Origin of the sequence: Crystallibacter permensis, assembly GCF_025960875.1 — a bacterium.
GTDB classification, from domain to species: domain Bacteria; phylum Actinomycetota; class Actinomycetes; order Actinomycetales; family Micrococcaceae; genus Crystallibacter; species Crystallibacter permensis.
Genome location: NZ_JAODLR010000003.1, coordinates 161,804 through 179,748 on the forward strand (window position 1 = coordinate 161,804; position 17,945 = coordinate 179,748).

The window sequence follows — 17,945 nt, forward strand, 5'->3', positions numbered from 1 at the left end:
GGCAGCGGCACATGCCCGGACAGAACAAAGCCGCCGCTGCGGACCCTCCAGCGAAACGTCCGGTCCGCGATGCTAAAATCCACAACAAGCGCCCCGGAGAGCCAGCCGGGCTGCCTTCATTCGCCTGACCGTTCTGAGGCGTGCATTCTCCACGGCACCCGTGGCCAAGCCACGGGCTGCGAACGACGTACACACCCAGATTGATTGGACCGCATTTAGATGACCGCCAACATGCCCGCTACTGATCCCTCCACGCCTGCCGGGAGCGAAGAGGGCCCGGGGCGTTCGGCGAAAAGCATCATCGAGGGGACCATTGGTTCATTCATGATGTTTTTCGGCTCGCTGGGAGTGGGCTGGCTGGCGTCAGTATCGGACCTGCGGCGGTGGCCGCTGTTAATCTGGCTGCGGATTGAACCCGAAGGCGTCGTCGTCTCGGTTGTCCTCCTCGCCTTGGGCGGCATGCTGATGATCCGCTCCTGGCTGCGGCTGGGACAGCAGTTCACCGTCTGGGGAGCCGAAGCGCGCAAAGCCACTTATACAGCGATAGCTGCCTGGGGAGCCCCGCTTGCCCTGAGCATCCCGCTCTTCAGCCGGGATGTCTACGCCTACATTGCCCAGGGCAAAGTCATGGTCAATAACCTCAATCCGTACGTTGATGGTTATGACCAGCTTTCGAACTATCTGCAGACCGGTGCCGACGATCTCTGGGCCAGGAGCCCGACGCCGTACGGACCCATCTTCCTGTGGATGGAAGAATTCGTCGTCTGGCTGACAGGCGGCCACCCGGAGTACTCCATCATTCTTTTCCGCATCATCGCACTGGCGGGGGCCGCGATGTGCATCTACTACGGTCCGAAACTGGCCGAGCTGCACGGCATCAACCCCAACCGTGCATTGTGGCTCGCCTGCGCGAATCCGCTGTTCCTGACGACGTTCATCGCCAGCATCCACAATGATGCGCTGATGCTGGGCCTGGCCTTGGGCGGGCTGTATCTGGCGGCGACCAAGAAGCCGCTGCTGGGCGTCCTGCTGGTCACGCTCTCCATCGGTATCAAACCGATCACCATCATCTTCCTGCCCTTCATCGGACTGCTCTGGGCCGGGCGCGGGGCCAGCTGGCCCAGGAAATTCGGATTCTGGGTTCTTACCGCTGGATTATCGTTTGGTCTTTTGGGCATCCTCGGTCTCATGAACGGCTTCGGTTTCGGCTGGGTGGGAGCCTTGAGCACTCCCGGCAGCGTCTGGATCTGGTACGCGCCGATCGGGCTGCTCGGCGCCGTGCTCGGTGGGCTCGGCGGCGCGTTCTCGCTCGACGGGGAACTGATCACCTGGCTGGTACATAAGGCTGGCACGGTGGCGTCGATCGGCGTCGTGCTTTATCTGATCTTCCGTGGCAAACATGACCGGATAGTCCGCAGACTGGCTCTGGCTCTGGCCGCCGTCGTGTTTCTCGCCCCGATGATCCAGGCCTGGTATGTCGTCTGGCTGCTCCCGCTCTTTGCCGCCACGGGAATCCGGAATGATTGGCAGGTAAAAACCGTGTATTCCGTCACGTCCTTCCTGATGGTCTACGCCATAGCCGACCAGCTGGATATCTTCCCGTACATCGAGTTCGACCTTGGTGCTGCCCGGCTGCTGGCCGCTTTTGTCGCCGTCGCGTTCGCCGTCTATCTAGTGTTCTTTGACCCCAAGACGCGCACGCTTTTCCGGAAGAAATACGAAGACCCTGCCGATAACCGGCTGTTCTGATTTGACCTCCGGTGGTCCTTCCGACGGCGGGACGTAGGCCCGTGCGCGAACCCATCAAGATGCAACCGCCGGCAATACCGGAGATACTGGTGCAATGACCAGTGAGGCCGAAGAAGTAATTGCAGCAGATTTTGACGTCACCGAATGGGATCCGGAACCCTACGAAATTGAAGGTTCGAACTCCGACCTGAGCCGGGTCCGCGTCACCAAACTCTTTGACGGACTGATCATCGGCACCAGCCGGGCAGAGCTGCTGATGGCCGGAAACAGCCGCGGTGCCGGCTACGTTGCTTCCGAGGTATTCACCGGTACGGTGGACGGCAAAGAGGGAAGCATGATCATCCAGCACTGGGGCCTCGCCGAAGGCGAAGCCGCTGCCAGCGCCGGCCACATCATTCCCGGATCCGGAACCGGCGACCTGGAAGGAATCGTCGGCAAGGCCACGTACTCCCAGGACGCCAGCGGTCAGCACAGCCTGGAACTGCGTGTGTACTTTCGCACAGAGCCGGTAAACGGCCTGCCCGACTGAATCCTCTAAACTCGGTATGTGCGCCTCCGGCCCGAGTCCGGGCCAGGCGCCGCTCCAAACCATTCGCGCGTAAGGGAACTACCTGGCATGAGCCTTGCCGAATATGCGGACCGGAACCGACTCCACCGAGTCGGGGCCCGGCCGTCACTGCCCAGATATCTAGCTGATGCCTGGGGGCGCCGTGACTTCGCCATCGCCATGGCCAAGTACAAGATCGAGGCATCCAACCAGCGCAACCGGTTGGGCATGCTGTGGATTTTCATCAAGCCGACGCTGAACGCTCTGTTGTATGGGGCCATTTTCGGCATCCTGCAGGGCGCCAGCAGACCGGAAAACTTTCCGATGTATGTGGTTATCGGCGTTTTCCTGTTCGAGTTCTTTTCCACCTCGATGAATAACGGCGCCAAGTCCATCACCGGCAACGGTGCGCTGGTCCAGTCGCTGGCGTTCCCCCGCATCACGCTGCCCGTCTCCACGGTGATCCAGCAACTGATGACCTTGGTCCCGATGCTGGGCGTCATGGTTGTCTACATTCTGCTGCTGGGCGCGCCCATCACCGTGGAATGGCTGCTGATGATCCCGCTGGTTGCGGTTTTCACGATGTTCAACCTGGGCGTCGCGCTGATCGGCGCGCGTCTGACCGTGCATGTCCGGGACCTGACCCAACTGTTGCCATTGTTCACGCGGATCCTGTTTTACACCTCCGGCGTCCTCTTCTCGATCGAGACGATCCTGGCATCCCATCCGTGGGCGATCGCGCTGTTTGACTACCATCCGCTGCACGAGGTCCTGTCCATTGCCCGTGGCGCGCTGATGCCGGGGGTTGATTACGACCCGATGTACTGGCTGTACTTTTCGGTCTGGTCCGTAGCGGTCTTCGTTGCGGGCGTATTGTTCTTCTGGTCCGCTGAGGAGCGTTATGGCCGAGTCGACTAAAACGGGAGTGGATTTGGCCAACCAGGACGCGTCAGCCAACGGGCGGAAGCCGGTAGTAGTGGTTGATGATCTGCACGTCAAGTACCGGGTCTATGCGGGCGGCAAGCCCGTCAAAGGCACGGGCCGGTCGCTGCTCAAGCGCAGCGGCGGTGGGATCCGTGAAGTGCACGCTCTCAAGGGCGTCTCCTTCACTGCCTATGAGAACGAGTCCATCGGCGTAATCGGTTCCAACGGTTCCGGCAAGTCCACGCTAATGCGAACCCTGGTGGGACTGACGCCGCCCAGCGACGGCGCCGTCTACGCCTCCGCGCGTCCGAATCTGCTGGGAGTCGGTGCAGCGCTGATCCCGGACCTTTCCGGCGAGAAGAACATCCAGCTCGGCGGCCTTGCGCTCGGCTTTTCGAAGCAGGAGATCAACCGCCTGCGGGATGACATCGTGCAGTTCGCTGAACTGGAAGAATTCATCGATCTCCCGATGCGCACCTATTCTTCGGGCATGCAGGCCCGGCTGAAGTTTGCCATCGCCGCCTCCAAGCAGCACGAGATCCTGATCGTGGACGAAGCGCTGGCGGTGGGTGACCAGCGTTTCCGGAAGCGCAGCGAGGCCCGCATCCGCGAGATCCGAGAGAACGCCGGTACCGTCTTCCTGGTGTCCCACTCCATGAAGTCCATCCTGGATACCTGCAGCCGCGTCATCTGGATCAACAAGGGCGTCTTGCAGATGGATGGAGATCCGAAGGAAGTTGTCGACGCTTACCAGGAAACCAAGAAGTAGTGCCGTTGACGCCTGAACTCGCGCCGCTTGCCCCGCATCCCGGTGTCTCTTATGTCATGCCCGTCCTCAATGAGGCTGAGCACATTGAGGGTGCCGTCCGCAGCATCCTGGGCCAGGAGTACGCGGGCCCCAAGGAGATCGTGCTGGCGATGGGACCATCCACGGATACGACCGACGATGTTGTCCGGCAGTTGCAGAGCGAGGAACCGCGGCTGCGTACCGTCATGAGTCCCACTGGTCGGACTCCGGCCGGGCTGAACCTCGCGATCGAGGGCTCTCAGTACCCGGTCATCATCCGGGTGGACGCACATACTGAACTGGAGCCGCACTACACGGCCAGGGGAGTTGCCACCCTCCTGCGCACCGGTGCCGCCGACGTTGGCGGCTTGATGGACGCGCAGGGGAAGACGGCCTTTCAACGGGCGGTAGCAACGGCCTACCATTCCCCGCTCGGCCTAGGCGGCGCGGCATATCACAGCGGTGCTCCGGAAGGGCCGGCTGAATCCGCTTACCTGGGGATTTTCCGCCGTGAAGCATTGGACGCCGTCGGGCTTTTCGAAGAAACCCTTTGGCGCGGGCAGGACTGGGACATGTGCCTGCGCCTGCGCCAGGCAGGCTACGCCGTCTGGTTCGATCCGGAACTGACAGTCACTTATTGGCCGCGTTCAAGCTGGAACAAGCTGATCCGGCAGTTCTACGCGGCCGGCATCTGGCGTGCCGAGCTCGCCCGGCGCCACAAGGAAGGCAAGTCGGTACGGCATTTCCTGCCTCCTCTGCTTGTGCTGGGGCTCGCCCTGGGCCTCGTCGCTGAGATACTCCTGCTGGCGAAAGTCCCGGACACGTGGCCGGCCTGGCTCGCCGTGCTGGTGCTGCTGGCCGGCTTTATCCCGGCCCTGTACGCGCTCGGCATCATTTATGCCGCGCTCACCATCAAGGCGCGGCTGACCATGGCCGAACGCCTCAGACTGCTCATCGTGCTGCCCAGCATTCACATCAGCTGGGGTCTGGGCTACATCCGCGGCCGGATCTTTGGCGCCCACGGAACCGTGGACACCAGCAGGAGGAAGTCATGAACCGCACCGAGCGTCCCGCCAGGCCCACCCTTGAGCAGTTGCGCGCGGTGGCCCAGCCTCCGGAGGTGCGCAGCCGTAAAAACGCCGAGCACTGGACCGCGGAACTGTACCTGCGCCACATTTCGATCTACCTGACCAGCGCGCTGGTACGGACGCCGATCTCTGCAAACGGCGTCACCGGTCTGATGATTCTCTCCGGCTGGGCCATCTCCGCCTCGCTCCTGATCCCCGGGATCTGGGGACCCCTGCTTGCGGTCTTCTTTTCCCAGCTCCAGCTCTATTTCGACTGCAGCGACGGCGAAGTCGCCCGCTGGCGCGGAACCCAGAGCCCCAAGGGCATTTTCCTGGACAAGATCGGCCACTACACTACGGAGGGCCTGATCCCGTTGGCCCTGGGCCTGCGCTGCGTCGGCGACCTCGGCCTGCTGCAAACGGATCCGGGCATGGCGTACCTGCACCTTTTCCTCGGCGCCGTGCTGGCACTGGGCATCGTCCTGAACAAAGCCCAGAACGAGATGGTCCACGCCTCCCGTGCCTTGGCCGGAATGGACAAGCTGCCCGATACCTCGGCTGCAAAGGCCGTGCCGGCGGCAAGTTTCGTGGGGAGGCTGCGGAGACTGGCCCGGTTCTTGCCCTTCCACCGGGTGCTGCACTCGGTGGAGATGAGCCTGCTCATTCTGACGGCCTCGATCGTGTCCCTCGTCGCCGCGCAGCCGGTGCTGGGGGAGCGCTGGCTGCTCTACATCCTCGTACCCGGAGTGATTTTTGTGAATCTAGGCCATTTCGTCGCCATCATGGCCTCGCCGAGGCTGCGGAAGTGAGCGCCGTGGAAGGCACTAAAGAGAGTACGACGGCGGGGGAAGGGTCAGCAGCGCCGCCGACCTTCGGCGTCGTCATCCTGACGCAGGGAACCCGCCCGGAGGACCTGCAGCGTGGGTTCGCTTCGCTGCAGGCACAGCAGGGCGTTGCGCTCGATGTTGTGGTTGTGGGCAACGGCTGGCGGCCCGACGGATTGCCCGCGGGATTCAAGTCACTTCATCTGGAAGAGAACTTGGGCATCCCCGCCGGGCGCAATGCGGGGGTGCCGCACGTGTCGGGCGAGTACCTGTTCTTCCTTGACGACGACGCCTGGCTGCCGGACGCGCACTTCCTGTGCAAGGCTGCCCAGCTCTTTCGGAGCCAGACGGACATTGGCATGATCCAGCCGCGCATTGAAGACCCCGCTAACCCCGATGCGCCGCAGCGGTGGATTCCGCGTCTGAACAAGGGCGAAGATACCAAATCCAGCAACGTCTTCTCCGTTGTCGAGATGGCCATCGTCATGCGCCGGGATGTTTTTGACCGGACCAACGGTTGGCCTGCGACATTCTGGTACGCCCATGAAGGCATAGAGTTCGCGTGGCGTGTCTGGGACACCGGTTTCCGGACTTGGTATGCCGGCGACCTTAGCGCCGGGCATCCGGTGATCGATCCCCGCCGGCATGAGGAGTTCTTCCGGCTTAACGCCCGGAACCGGGTCTGGCTGGCACGCAGGAACTTGCACTGGCCCTTCAGTTGGATTTACGTCGCCTCCTGGACCTTGGTGCAGGTCGCCCGCTCCCGAAGACAACCGGAGCAGCTCAAGCCATGGTTCGCTGGTTGGCGGTCGGGCTGGCAGCAGAATCCGTGGGGACCGAATGAACGGCGCCGAAAGCTCAGGTGGTCCACTCTGTTCCGGATGGGAGCTGCGGGTCGCTGGCCTGTGATTTGACCCGTGGTTTTCGAAGCCAGTCTCCATCCTCGTTGCTTTAGACTGGCGAACAAAATACTTAGCCGCATAGGCCGCTGCATGCGGCGAGGCATAGACAAGACCGGGTCCAAATGAATCCCTCTGACAGGCCAAGGAATTCATTTGGAATACATATCCGTCAGGCAGCGCCTGATCTAGTTCGACAGTGCATGGGAGTGCAATTTTGAATATCCAACGTGAATCCGGGGCAGCTTCGCCGTTGTTCTCGGTTGTGACAGCTATATACAACGTCGCGCCATACCTGCCGGACTACCTCAAATCGCTTGAATCACAAACCTTTCCCCATGACAGACTGCAGATAGTCCTAGTGAATGATGGCTCGACAGATGATTCACTAGAGATCATTGAGGAATGGAAACGTCAGGTCGATGCTAACGTCCTCATTCTAACTAAGGAGAACGGGGGCCAAGCATCAGCCAGAAACCTTGGGCTGGAGCACGTTACGGGGGATTGGATTACGTTTTGTGATCCCGATGACTATATAGCCGAGGACTATTTCTCGGTTTTGAGTGAAAACATCGAAGCGGACACTCAGGGTCTGGCATCGATGTTGGCGACCCACCTGATTACCCACGATGAGGTGACCGGCAGGATTGCGGATACGCACGCGCTTAGACGGCGGTTTCGTGATGGCGACAGGATTGTCGACCTCCTTCGATCACCTGACTTTTTCCATATGAGCGCTGGGACAGCTGTCCTCAGAAGAGAGCACATCGAGCGACATGGGCTCAGATTTGAAGAGTCATTGCGCTTCAGTTTCGAAGATGCACACTTCATTTCCTCCTATCTTCTACGCTTGGAACGTCCGACGATCGGTTATGTTGCTTCTGCGAGATACTTCTATCGGAAACGAGCTGCGGGAGACTCGGCTGTTCAAACCGGAAGTTTGAAACGGGAAAAATACACTGATGTATTGCTCTACGGTCATATTGATCTAGTGGAACAAGCAAAGAGCCGGTACTCGCAAGTTCCGTTGTGGCTTCAGCTCCTCCTTCTTTACGACGTTTTCTGGTACTTCCGAGGTGACCGTCGGCCCGGGGCTCCGTCCCGGCTTCTAGACGATGCCACACTGGATGAATTCCATCGGCTCATCGCGCGCGTTATCGAGGGGATCAGCGAGGAGGCCATTTATACCTTTGATGTCATGGGTACGGACCGCGAGCTCAGGGATGCCCTGTTGCTCGGCTATAAATATCCCGACGCAAGAGCATCGCAAGTCGTTGTAGAACGGGTCGACACGGATCAAAAGCTGACACTCCTCAGGTATCAGTACTCCGGTGCTGTCCCTGACGAGGAAATTCGGGTCAAAGGATTGCGTGTTGCTCCTAGATGGGCAAAATCCCAGTCCGTCTCTTTCTTCGGCAGGACTCTATTCAGTAGACGGTATTTGTGGATTCCAGCAACAGGCACATTTAGCGTGACCTTAGACGGAACTCCGACCCCTCTCGAGCTAGGACGTGAACGAAGGCCGGTATACGTTCTCAGGCCGTACAAGGTCAGCAAGGCGCTGGCGGGTATAGATATCACTGCCCGCTCGAGGAAGCAGCCAGCAGGCAGCGGATCTCGAAAGGCAAGGCTTCAACGTTTGATTGTGCGTTCCCTTAGAGAAGGTAAGGCCAGGGCAACAAGGATCCGCCGTAAGGCAGAGCGCCGGCGGAATCCCGAGATACGCGCTGCTGCGCGCGTTCGGAACCTGGCAGCGAGAGGCTATATCGCTCATCGCTACAAGAATGCATGGGTTCTTATGGACCGGGTAGACCGTGCCAACGACAATGCGGAACACCTGTATAGGTATATTCGTCAGCAGCATCCTGATATGAATATATGGTTTGTTCTGCTACGAAAGTCGCCAGATTGGGAACGGCTGCACAAAGAAGGATTCCGCCTGCTGGAGTATGGTTCTGATGCATGGAAAGCCGCACTCCTACATGCAGACCACCACATCTCGTCTCACTTGGACAAATTCGTAACGAATCCACTCGACCCTAAGCACTATGGGAAAATGCCTTGGAAATTCACGTTCCTGCAGCATGGAGTCACTAAGGATGATCAATCCAAGTGGTTCAATACCAAAGCGATCGACTTGCTGATAACAGCTTCAAACGCAGAACATTTGTCTATCGTCGGAGACGGCACAAGCTATGTATTCACAGAACGCGAAGTGCAGCTGACGGGCTTCCCTCGCCATGATGCACTGCTAAGCGTGATGGCGAAAGGGCAGGATCGTTCCCGTATTCTGTTGACTCCGACCTGGCGCAGCTGGCTCGCGGGCGAGGTGATGACTAACGGCCAACGCATGAAGATCGAAGGCTTCGCTGAGTCCGAGTATGCGTGGAACTGGCGAACTTTGTGCCAGTCCGAGGACCTGAGGGAGTTCGCGAAAGCTCGGGGACTGAAAATTTCGATGCTCCCCCATCCAAGTTTGGCTGAGTACTTGGATGAAATGGAACTGCCATCACATGTCGAGCTGTTGACCTGGGACGACATGCCGTTTAGTCAACTGCTTGCGACGAGTGCCGTCGTAGTAACGGACTATTCGTCGACGGCCTTCGACGCCGCCTACGCTGAACTGCCGCTCGTATACTTTCAGTTCGACCGTGGACGAGTTCTTGCCGGTGAACATATTTACGAGAAGGGCTATTTCGACTATGACAAACACGGTTTCGGCCCCGTTGCTTCGGACGTGTCGACGGCAGTTTCATCGATAGAGGAAGCCTTAGCAGGAGACCATTCAAAATCGGAGTATGCTACGAGACGCGCGCAAACATTTCCTTTCCGGGACGGCGCAAACTCGGAACGAGTTTTCAAAGCCATTCGAAGCATTCGGAAGGAAGTGCCGTTCAATCGTGCTGTACAGATTCTCGATGCTGAATAACCCGTCCTGATTCATTCCAAGTCGTCACGCTGATGAGCGTATAGGGATATGTGGATGTGAATGTGCAAGTTCTTGCGAGACATCCACATATCCCGCCAGTTTCAGTGTGAATGCGTTCTGCGAGATATTTAATGCAGCCCGCGAAATGAAGACATTCATTCTCACAAAACATCGAAATCCAGCCTGGGCAATGAGAAAGGCGGAACCATGTCCGAGGAGTCGGTTAATTCGGGCGACGAGGACGTGCGTCGCCCGCAGAAAACTGTTTTGACCTACGGCACATTTGATTTATTTCATATTGGGCACTTGAATATCCTGAAGCGACTTAGTCAGTTGGGAGATCGTCTCATAGTCGGTGTCTCCACGGATGAGTTCAACGCTCTAAAGGGAAAGAGACCCGTCGTGCCTTTCGAACAACGGATCGAAATCGTACGCGCTATCAGGTACGTGGATCAAGCTATTCCTGAGCAACGTTGGGCCCAGAAGCGGGAAGATATAGAAAGATATCGCGTAGACGTTTTTGGTATAGGTGAGGACTGGAAAGGTAAGTTTGACGATCTAGAGGATCAGGTTGAGGTCGTTTATTTACCACGCACAAGTGGCGTTTCTACGACTGAGATGAAGCGTATTCTTAGTGCCTTTGATGAACATCATGTAGCCGAGCTCAAGAAAACGTTGGACGCAATAAGCCAGATAGTCAAAGAACTGAGCTAGCCCGGACCGTCATTGCGATGCCCGAGGCAATGGCGGGCGTAGGTACGCTGATCGAGTGATCAACCGGTTAAATAGCGCTGATCTCTTTCGGTGCTGTCCGGGCCTAAAATTCTCAAGCGACCATGGGACTCATTTCGGTGAGACCGTTGATTTCGGAGCCGCTATGGCTGCGGTTGGGGGTACTTGGATTGGAAGGGGAACCTATGAGACCTCTAACGATGGGCCTTGCGGTCGTTGTGGGCCTCATTGTCCTCGTCACCGCGGTAGCCATCGTCGTAGCGGCGGCCATTGTGCAGCGTGCACCGGCAGATCCGCCGTTCGCGAAACTCCACTCCGAGTTACTCGACCACGATTCCACCGCGAAAATCATGATTGCCGCGCATCGTGCTCAATGGCGCGACTACCCGGAGAACTCTCTTCCCGCCATCATGAAAGCCATGGCCGACGGCGCAGACGTTGTTGAAATCGATGTCCGCCTCACGGCAGACGGGGTCCCGGTGCTTATGCACGACGAGACAGTTGATCGGACGACCAATGGTACCGGCAGTGTTGCCGACCTCTCGTTGTCCGAGATCAAGAAACTGCGCCTCGTCGAAGGGCTAGGCGGAAACGACGCCGCGATCACCAATAACGCTATCCCCACTCTGGAAGAAGCCATGCTTGCGGTAAGGCATAAGGCCTTCGTGAATCTCGACAAGGGCTGGGACATCCGGGAGCGTTTGTACGAAGTCCTTCTAGCTACGGAGACGGTTGACCACGTCATCTTCAAGGGTAGTCCAGACGTAAAACAGGCAGCCGACTTTATGTCGATCGATGAGAGCATCTTGTATATGCATATTGTTGACGATGCTACCGCAACGCATATCGGTGCCTTCCCCGAGCGCCAGCCCGTAGCATACGAGGTGGTCTTCAACAGTCTTCAGGATCCGCAGGTTCAACCGGCCGCAGTGGAGGCCATCCGGGAGACCAGCCGCATCTGGGTCAACAGCATGTGGGGCAGTTTGGCCGCGGGACACACAGACGAAGGCTCGCTGCGTGGCGCCAATCACGATTGGAATGCTCTCGTCAAGCTTGGCGCCACGGTACTACAGACGGACAACGTGGAAGCGATGGACTTCTGGCGCGATGGGGGTCTGCTTGAGCGCTGGAACCATCACCCCGGGGACAAATCGATCCGGGTTCAGGCTGAGGACCCCGTCCCTGGTGGCCAGGGAGTCGGCTACCTGGATGTCGATCGCAACCAGTGCGACCTACGTCCGGAAGAGCCCATGCTCGATGTGTGCGACAATCGGGGCGCGTACGCCCTTGCTGAGATTCGCGGCCGCGAATGGGTGAAGTATTCTGTCGATGTCAAGCGCAGCGGAACCTACCAGATTTCGACGCGTGTTGCCTCCGACGGGCCGGCGATCAGCATCATGACCGAGTGGGACGGCGAAGCCAGCGATACGTTCACGATCGACAACACCACCAGTCTCAATGCCTTCGAACGCCAACCACTCGAAACGAGGCACTTCGAAATGGGCATCCACGAACTCACTCTTCGTGTTCCGGCGGACATAGTTCCGGGCCTTAATATCGACTACTTCCAGCTGGATCTGCTGAAGTAGCACCTAAGGTGAAATGGTCAGGCGCCCCTTTGATTTGAAAGCGACCAAGCGCAATTCTTCAGAGGCACTGGCATTGTGTCAGGACAATTTCTGCCCGGACACGCACTGATGTTCCGGCGGCCATCCGCTGATCTCCTGACGGTGCCGGACGGCGTACCGGCAGCCCGAATGCTTCCATAGCGAGTACTGGCGGACCAGTCGCGCCCAGCGGCCCGTAATCAGCTAATTCCAGCAGGGCCGGTCTATAGTTCGAAGCTGCTCTTGACGGGGAAATATCGATCCAGAAAGTCTAGGACCTGTTCGTCCTTCAACGGAACCGCACCTTCAACCGGAGCATCGTTCAGGCAGAAGCAGTCTCGATCACGATTTAGCAGCATCGACATCATGGTGCCTTCGTATGCGGAGTCGAGTACGTTTATGTAGTTATATCGGAGATTGCCTGGCACGGCTTTCTGCGCTATTTGGGCATAATAGTGGAATAGCTGATCAGCGACGATATCGTCGTGGTGCCGAAATCGACTTTTCCAAGTTTGGTGGTACTCAGAGGTAAAGCGGCGTTCCATATCAAAATGCACGCTTCGAAGCTGTGGATGCGGTGTATGCTTTATCGCCCGGGAAATAGTAATTCCGAATTCATTCTCGATCAGCCGCCGAATGTTGCGCGTTAGGTTGATATGAGGCTCGTCGGATACTGCGGATTCCCCAAATGGTCGTCTATTATTGGACTGCGAGACCTTAGCTATGCCGTTTGGCAGAAAGAACTGCTCCGGAGACACCGCCCTACCGAAGAAGACGTCGTCATTGATATAGACGTAATGTTCACTCAAATCAGGTATGTGATGTAGGCGGGAAATGATGGAATTACTATTGAAGGTTGGAAGATAGGGTAGATCACCATAAATGTCTTCGTGCGTAACCAACCGGATTTTTGGATGATCTTTTCGCAGCCAAGCTGGGACCTGACCATTGGTAACCAGGAAGACGTTCCGGAACCATGGGGCGTACATCTCTAATGATCTCAGCGAATATTTGAGTTCATCACGAGAGCGGAAGCGCGCAGAATGATTGGCCTCCGGGTGGTAGACATTTCCCAAATCCTCGGCTTCGTATCGCCGTTTGCGCTCGAGCCATTCAGGATCATCGCCATCAACCCACGTGTATACAGCATCTATAGGAAAGGCTACGTCGTCTAACATGCGCCTTTTGAAAACACTGAGAGTGGGCAGCTCGCGATCAGCTATCTCAACTGCTGCAGGAGACAAATCTGAACTTCCAATGGATTGAGCTGCCGCATTACGGCGAGGAGTTACGAACGTTCCAAGTTTGGCCGGGGCCTCGTGCCAGAATTCGACGTCGCAAGCGTACTCGAGTCCTATCGTAAAGTCCGTTTGCTCAGACTGAAAGAACGAACCGAATCGCAGCACGGAGGCTTTCAAAAGGTCAGGCTGTGAGCTGAGCATGGCTACTAGGTAGAGCTTCCCTGTTGTACCTGCATCAGCAACGTAGACTGCCTGATTTCTAAGCGAACTCGCCAGTACGTCGGCGAGGGCGGACTTCTGATCCTCCATGACGGCAACGGTATATCGAGTTTTCGCATCGTTTCGGACCATGAACCAATCGATGCCAGCGCCTGACAACGCGTCAGTGACCTTCATCAGGTTTAGGACCCGAATTTCCTCCGGCATACGCCCGCCCAACGGGTAAGCCAACACGCCCCGACTATAGGAGAGTTCCTTCTGCTTGAATGTAAGTTCACGCTCAAGAGATCGACGTCCACGCGGAACGGAGCGGACTCGACGGAACCTCATGAACTCAACGACGAAGGCCCTTAAATTTCTGTAAGGATTGTTGCCGAGTATGGCGCGCAACCAAGTGATGATTCCTCTGCGAGCTAACCTTGCCCATTGCCGAGCGCTGCTCCTCATTGTGAATCAATCCTCCTGGGGTTAAATGTTGTGAAGTATTTTGTGTTTTCAACTAGATCCGTCGCGTTCAATCTCTTGCCAGCGGGCTCAGATGGAGCGACGTTCCAGCCCTGCCCTCGGCGTCTACATGGCGCCATGACCCAGCCAGAAGCAATCACGAGGTACTGTTGCTGTTCGCCTTAAGACGTTCGTGCTCGGATGGGATACGCGGCAAAAACCACAAAGGTTCAACGAGCGGTCGAGTCAGGAGTCGTACTGGTCGCCAGACGGTAACGATACAGAGGATAGTCGCGACAGCAACAAACACGGCCGTTCGAAGCGTGGGATGACCCATGTCTACGAAAGGGGTCGCCCCGACCACTGTTAGTAGAGGTAAGTGCAGGAGATACGGGTACATCGTGTCGCGACCAGCATCAGCGATGAAGTTCCCGATTCCTGTGGGTGCGTTGGGCCGTCCAGGCAAAGCCAGCATGAAGCCCGCCGCCATGAGTAAGCCACTACCCATGGCAAGAAGCCGCCATAGCATGCCTTCCACGTTGGAAACCTCAAGTGACTCATAGCTCAAATTGCCGAGGAACGGCAGGCGCCAAAAGTTCTCTCCAAAAACAATCACCACCGTGAGGCCGGCCGATAGTACGACGAGTCCAAGAGCACGAGAGCGGGGATCGCTTCTCCACTCGGATATGCGATCAACTAACCAGGGGCCTATAAGGAACATTGGAAGGAAGAACAGCACCCGTGACAGCGAGAGAAAGTCTCCAATACTCGGGGTCAGTCCAGCCAGCAGGCTGATTACAACTGAGATCAACAACGCGTTCTTGATACCCCGGAACCATGGACCAACGAGTCGCCATAAGGCCAGTGCGACGAGGAACCATAGGCCAAAGGTCTGCTCCACGAAGGTCCAGCTGGGATTGGTGTCCTCGAAGATAAAGCTGAAGAGAAACGCTATGAGTTGAAAGACAATGTACGGCGCAATCAATTGACGCGTGATCTTTGACAAGCCGGAACCATCGGCTTGTAGATTCCTGGCTCCCCATCCGGCCAAAACCACAAGAACGGGAATGTGAAAAATGTACACGAAATTAGAGATGGCCAGCGCCAGAGCACTGTCATTTCTGAGCATACCGACGGCGTGACCTACGACTACAAGCACGATTGCCACCCATCGACTCTGGTCAATCCAGGTCTGACGGGTCGGCTCTGTACGATGGCTTCCCTGACGAGGGGAAATGCTTGTTCTCAATGTGCGTCCTCGAACTGCGTTCTGAGAGCGTTCAAAGCTCGGCTGAACTGACGATGTCTCGGGGGTGGTGCGTGAATGGACTGTTTTTCGATTGTTCTGGATCGTGTCCTCGATGCGGCAGGAACTTAGGGGCCAGTTGGCTAGACTACCAAAATGAGCTAGCAGTCGCCCGTTCAACGAATCTACTTGGCGGCTGCTACCCGGGGTTCGAGGGGTGCACGTGTGCGCTCGCGCAACCATCGAGGCTCAGTTTTGCCTGCATGAGAAGGCACCAGATCCTTCCTTCACAACCACAAAAACACAGCAAGGGCAGGTTCGCCGGATCCGCGATACCTCGTCCCGATAGAGTTGTATAAATCAATTGTCACGAATCATGAGTGACAGACAACTTGGGAGAGCGACTGTGCCTGCAACCTCATTGGTCGAATTCGAGCTTGAGAAGGTCAGTGTCAACGCTGAAGGTGCGTTGACACTGACTGGAACCACTCGTCGAAGTGACATCGCCGATTCCCCGACGGATTTAGCATTCGCGATTGTTGGTCGCAAGTCTAAAGCCGCGCGCGAATATATCGCGCACGTCAACGCAGATCCCGAGCGTTTCGAAGTTCGCGGCACCATACCTATGGGGGAGCTAGGCTTGGAAATCGACGATTTGGCAGACGTTTTCCTCATCGTTCGGACACTGACCGGCGAATCACGTATCCGCCTTACATGGGATCTCCCGAACGCTCATTGGTTGCCCTATCCCACTAAGTTCGGCAACCTCAGCCTAAAGAGGAAGCAGTCATGACTGAACCGGGTACCAGCGGGAGCGCACTGCCTGCGATGAAGTACTTTATGGTCCTCTGGGGCATCGCCGATAACTTCGGCGGGATGACGACGATGAGCCTCCACCGTGGAAGCGCTTTCCAACTGCACGGGGGGAGGACGGCGACGATTGTCACCTTTGACCCGAAGCCTAGCTATGCATCGACTGTGGAACGGCTGCAAGGACAAGGCCAACTTGCAGCAGGAACTGAAGTACTGAACGTTTTCCAGCACTACAGATCCAAGGGCCTTGGAAATGTCGATGGTCCTCTGCCGATTGATGTCCCTGTCGATAAAGGCGAAACAGGGTTGCCAGAAGTGGTACTGGACCCCGAGGGGAAAGTCTTCACGCGAACGAGACTGCGCCCAGATGGAAGCACGGTAGCTGTGCGTCAGTTCTATCGGCCGGACGGTACCGAATTCCTCCGTGACGAAGCACCTCAAGATCGTACGGGAAAGGGACTTGGCCGTTTTCTGACCCTTCTCGACATTTCCGGTGCCCCGGTTGCACAGTGGCGGCAAGCCGGGGACTTCTACCGTTCTTGGCTGCGCTCTCTGGCAGCGGGAGAGCCGAGCACATTCATTGTCGACAGCGCATTTGCCAGCCGGATTGTTTCCCCCTTGGAGTCAGAAAACATCATCAAATTCATGGTTCTCCACAACAGTCATATTGCCAGTGGGGGAGACCCATTCAAGGGGAAAATGGCGGCTGGGCAAAAGCTGATACACGAAAACACTCTTGCTTGGGACGGCATCGTGTTCCTGACCCAGAAACACCGTCAAGATTACGAGGAGCGGTTTGGGACGGCATCGAATCTGTTCACAGTATCGAATCCCAAACCCCGAGTGGATTCATTGCCTGATTTTGCAAGTCGCTCGACGAACGGCGTGATGGTATGCCGATTAGAGGCGCAGAAGAACGTCCCCCACGCCATTGATGTGATGGCGCGAGTACATCAAGTGATGCCGCAGGTAAAGCTGGACATCTATGGAGCAGGATCTTTGCGGGAAGAACTTCAAACGAGAATCGATGAGCTGTCCCTGCAGGACGTTGTCCATCTCCATGGGCATACACCAAATGCGGCTGCGAAGTTTGAAACTGCGCGTTTCTCGCTGTTGACAAGCCGGAACGAAGGGCAGCCTCTGTCGCTTATGGAGAGTCTTGGCCGAGGGTGCCCACCCGTTTCCTACGACATTCGTTATGGTCCGAGCGACGTAATTGATGATGGAGAAAATGGCTTTCTGGTCTCTGCAGGAGATGTGGACGCGGCCGCCGATCGTGTGATCCAACTATGTGGAGGTGATGAGTTGGCCCAGAAGATGGGAGAGGTTGCTTGGGACCGCAGCATTCGTTTTTCTGATACTGCGGTCATCAACCAATGGGCGCTTGCCATCGAGAAGGCTTGGGATCAGCGCGCACAGCGCGTGGTGCTGTCCGATTTGTCGCTGAAGCTCCGCGAAGTCGGATATATCGCTTCCGGGGGATTGGAAATTGCGGCTGATGTCCTATGGACTCAGCATTCCGGTCCTGCCGCGCAGGAGGTTCTGGCGGCAAATCTGGTTATTGGACGACGTGCCGGAGGGAAACCGGCCTTTCTCCCCATGGAGGTCGTGGAGCGTATGCCCGGTCGGTTGGTAGTCAGCGGTTCGGCGCTGATATCGGATCTGGATCGGGGCGTTGACGCATCGAACAATGAACTCGATATCTTTGTCCAGGTTCATGGAAGCAACGTGTTGAAGACTTTCAGAGTCGGTTTCCCGGGCCCGACCCATTCGTGGGTACCGTACGCTACGGTTCACGGATCATTGAGTCTCAAGCTCGTCTGAGCCGATTGTGCGCGTTTTGGCCGGGGCACGGTTATGCGAGGGATGGAGCGGTTCTCTGACGCAGAGCTGTATCCGTCCTGGCGCGGATAGCAC

Annotated in this window: 14 protein-coding genes; 12 read left to right on the forward strand and 2 right to left on the reverse strand. The window is 57.1% G+C overall.

What is annotated here, in order from left to right:
- Positions 1 to 219: 219 nt before the first annotated feature.
- From mptB to B0G38_RS04965, 10 genes are all read left to right on the forward strand, one after another.
- Positions 220 to 1,749: a polyprenol phosphomannose-dependent alpha 1,6 mannosyltransferase MptB gene (mptB, locus tag B0G38_RS04920; protein WP_264668405.1), complete on the forward strand. Its 1,530-nt coding sequence runs from the start codon at positions 220 to 222 to the stop codon at positions 1,747 to 1,749.
- Between the two features lie 94 nt (positions 1,750 to 1,843).
- Positions 1,844 to 2,278 carry a DUF3224 domain-containing protein gene (locus B0G38_RS04925; RefSeq protein WP_264668406.1) on the forward strand — a complete coding sequence of 145 codons (435 nt, stop codon included), beginning with the start codon at positions 1,844 to 1,846 and terminating at the stop codon, positions 2,276 to 2,278.
- Between the two features lie 87 nt (positions 2,279 to 2,365).
- Entirely contained in the window at positions 2,366 to 3,214 is an 849-nt protein-coding gene (locus B0G38_RS04930; RefSeq protein WP_169996735.1) for an ABC transporter permease, read from the forward strand.
- Complete coding sequence (locus tag B0G38_RS04935) at positions 3,198 to 3,989, forward strand: ABC transporter ATP-binding protein (RefSeq protein WP_264668407.1); 792 nt, start codon at positions 3,198 to 3,200, stop codon at positions 3,987 to 3,989. Before B0G38_RS04930 ends, B0G38_RS04935 begins: the two co-directional genes overlap by 17 nt.
- Positions 3,989 to 5,062 carry a glycosyltransferase family 2 protein gene (locus tag B0G38_RS04940; protein ID WP_264668408.1) on the forward strand — a complete coding sequence of 358 codons (1,074 nt, stop codon included), beginning with the start codon at positions 3,989 to 3,991 and terminating at the stop codon, positions 5,060 to 5,062. The genes B0G38_RS04935 and B0G38_RS04940 overlap by 1 nt, the downstream gene beginning before the upstream one ends.
- Positions 5,059 to 5,883 carry a CDP-alcohol phosphatidyltransferase family protein gene (locus B0G38_RS04945; protein WP_264668409.1) on the forward strand — a complete coding sequence of 275 codons (825 nt, stop codon included), beginning with the start codon at positions 5,059 to 5,061 and terminating at the stop codon, positions 5,881 to 5,883. Before B0G38_RS04940 ends, B0G38_RS04945 begins: the two co-directional genes overlap by 4 nt.
- A 5-nt stretch (positions 5,884 to 5,888) precedes the next feature.
- A complete protein-coding gene (locus B0G38_RS04950) occupies positions 5,889 to 6,812 on the forward strand; it encodes a glycosyltransferase family 2 protein (RefSeq protein ID WP_264668556.1) in 924 nt (307 codons plus the stop codon).
- A 202-nt stretch (positions 6,813 to 7,014) separates the two neighbouring features.
- Positions 7,015 to 9,726 carry a bifunctional glycosyltransferase/CDP-glycerol:glycerophosphate glycerophosphotransferase gene (locus B0G38_RS04955; RefSeq protein ID WP_264668410.1) on the forward strand — a complete coding sequence of 904 codons (2,712 nt, stop codon included), beginning with the start codon at positions 7,015 to 7,017 and terminating at the stop codon, positions 9,724 to 9,726.
- Positions 9,727 to 9,933: 207 nt separating this feature from the next.
- The gene (locus B0G38_RS04960; RefSeq protein ID WP_264668411.1) at positions 9,934 to 10,440 is read left to right on the forward strand and encodes an adenylyltransferase/cytidyltransferase family protein; all 507 of its coding nucleotides are present in this window, start codon (positions 9,934 to 9,936) and stop codon (positions 10,438 to 10,440) included.
- 203 nt (positions 10,441 to 10,643) lie between these two features.
- The gene (locus B0G38_RS04965; RefSeq protein ID WP_264668412.1) at positions 10,644 to 12,047 is read left to right on the forward strand and encodes a glycerophosphodiester phosphodiesterase family protein; all 1,404 of its coding nucleotides are present in this window, start codon (positions 10,644 to 10,646) and stop codon (positions 12,045 to 12,047) included.
- 242 nt (positions 12,048 to 12,289) lie between these two features.
- Here B0G38_RS04965 and B0G38_RS04970 read toward each other — a convergent pair whose 3' ends face one another.
- Both B0G38_RS04970 and B0G38_RS04975 read right to left on the reverse strand, forming a co-directional pair.
- Positions 12,290 to 13,915, reverse strand: coding sequence for a stealth family protein (locus tag B0G38_RS04970; protein ID WP_264668413.1), 1,626 nt, complete (start codon positions 13,913 to 13,915; stop codon positions 12,290 to 12,292).
- A gap of 211 nt (positions 13,916 to 14,126) precedes the next feature.
- On the reverse strand, positions 14,127 to 15,137 hold the full coding sequence (locus B0G38_RS04975) for an acyltransferase family protein (RefSeq protein ID WP_264668414.1): 1,011 nt from the start codon (positions 15,135 to 15,137) through the stop codon (positions 14,127 to 14,129).
- A 484-nt stretch (positions 15,138 to 15,621) separates the two neighbouring features.
- On the opposite strand from B0G38_RS04975, the gene B0G38_RS04980 reads away from it, so the two are divergent.
- Both B0G38_RS04980 and B0G38_RS04985 read left to right on the forward strand, forming a co-directional pair.
- Positions 15,622 to 16,008 carry a hypothetical protein gene (locus tag B0G38_RS04980; protein ID WP_264668415.1) on the forward strand — a complete coding sequence of 129 codons (387 nt, stop codon included), beginning with the start codon at positions 15,622 to 15,624 and terminating at the stop codon, positions 16,006 to 16,008.
- The gene (locus B0G38_RS04985) at positions 16,005 to 17,852 is read left to right on the forward strand and encodes a glycosyltransferase (protein WP_264668416.1); all 1,848 of its coding nucleotides are present in this window, start codon (positions 16,005 to 16,007) and stop codon (positions 17,850 to 17,852) included. Before B0G38_RS04980 ends, B0G38_RS04985 begins: the two co-directional genes overlap by 4 nt.
- The last annotated feature ends 93 nt before the right edge of the window (positions 17,853 to 17,945 follow it).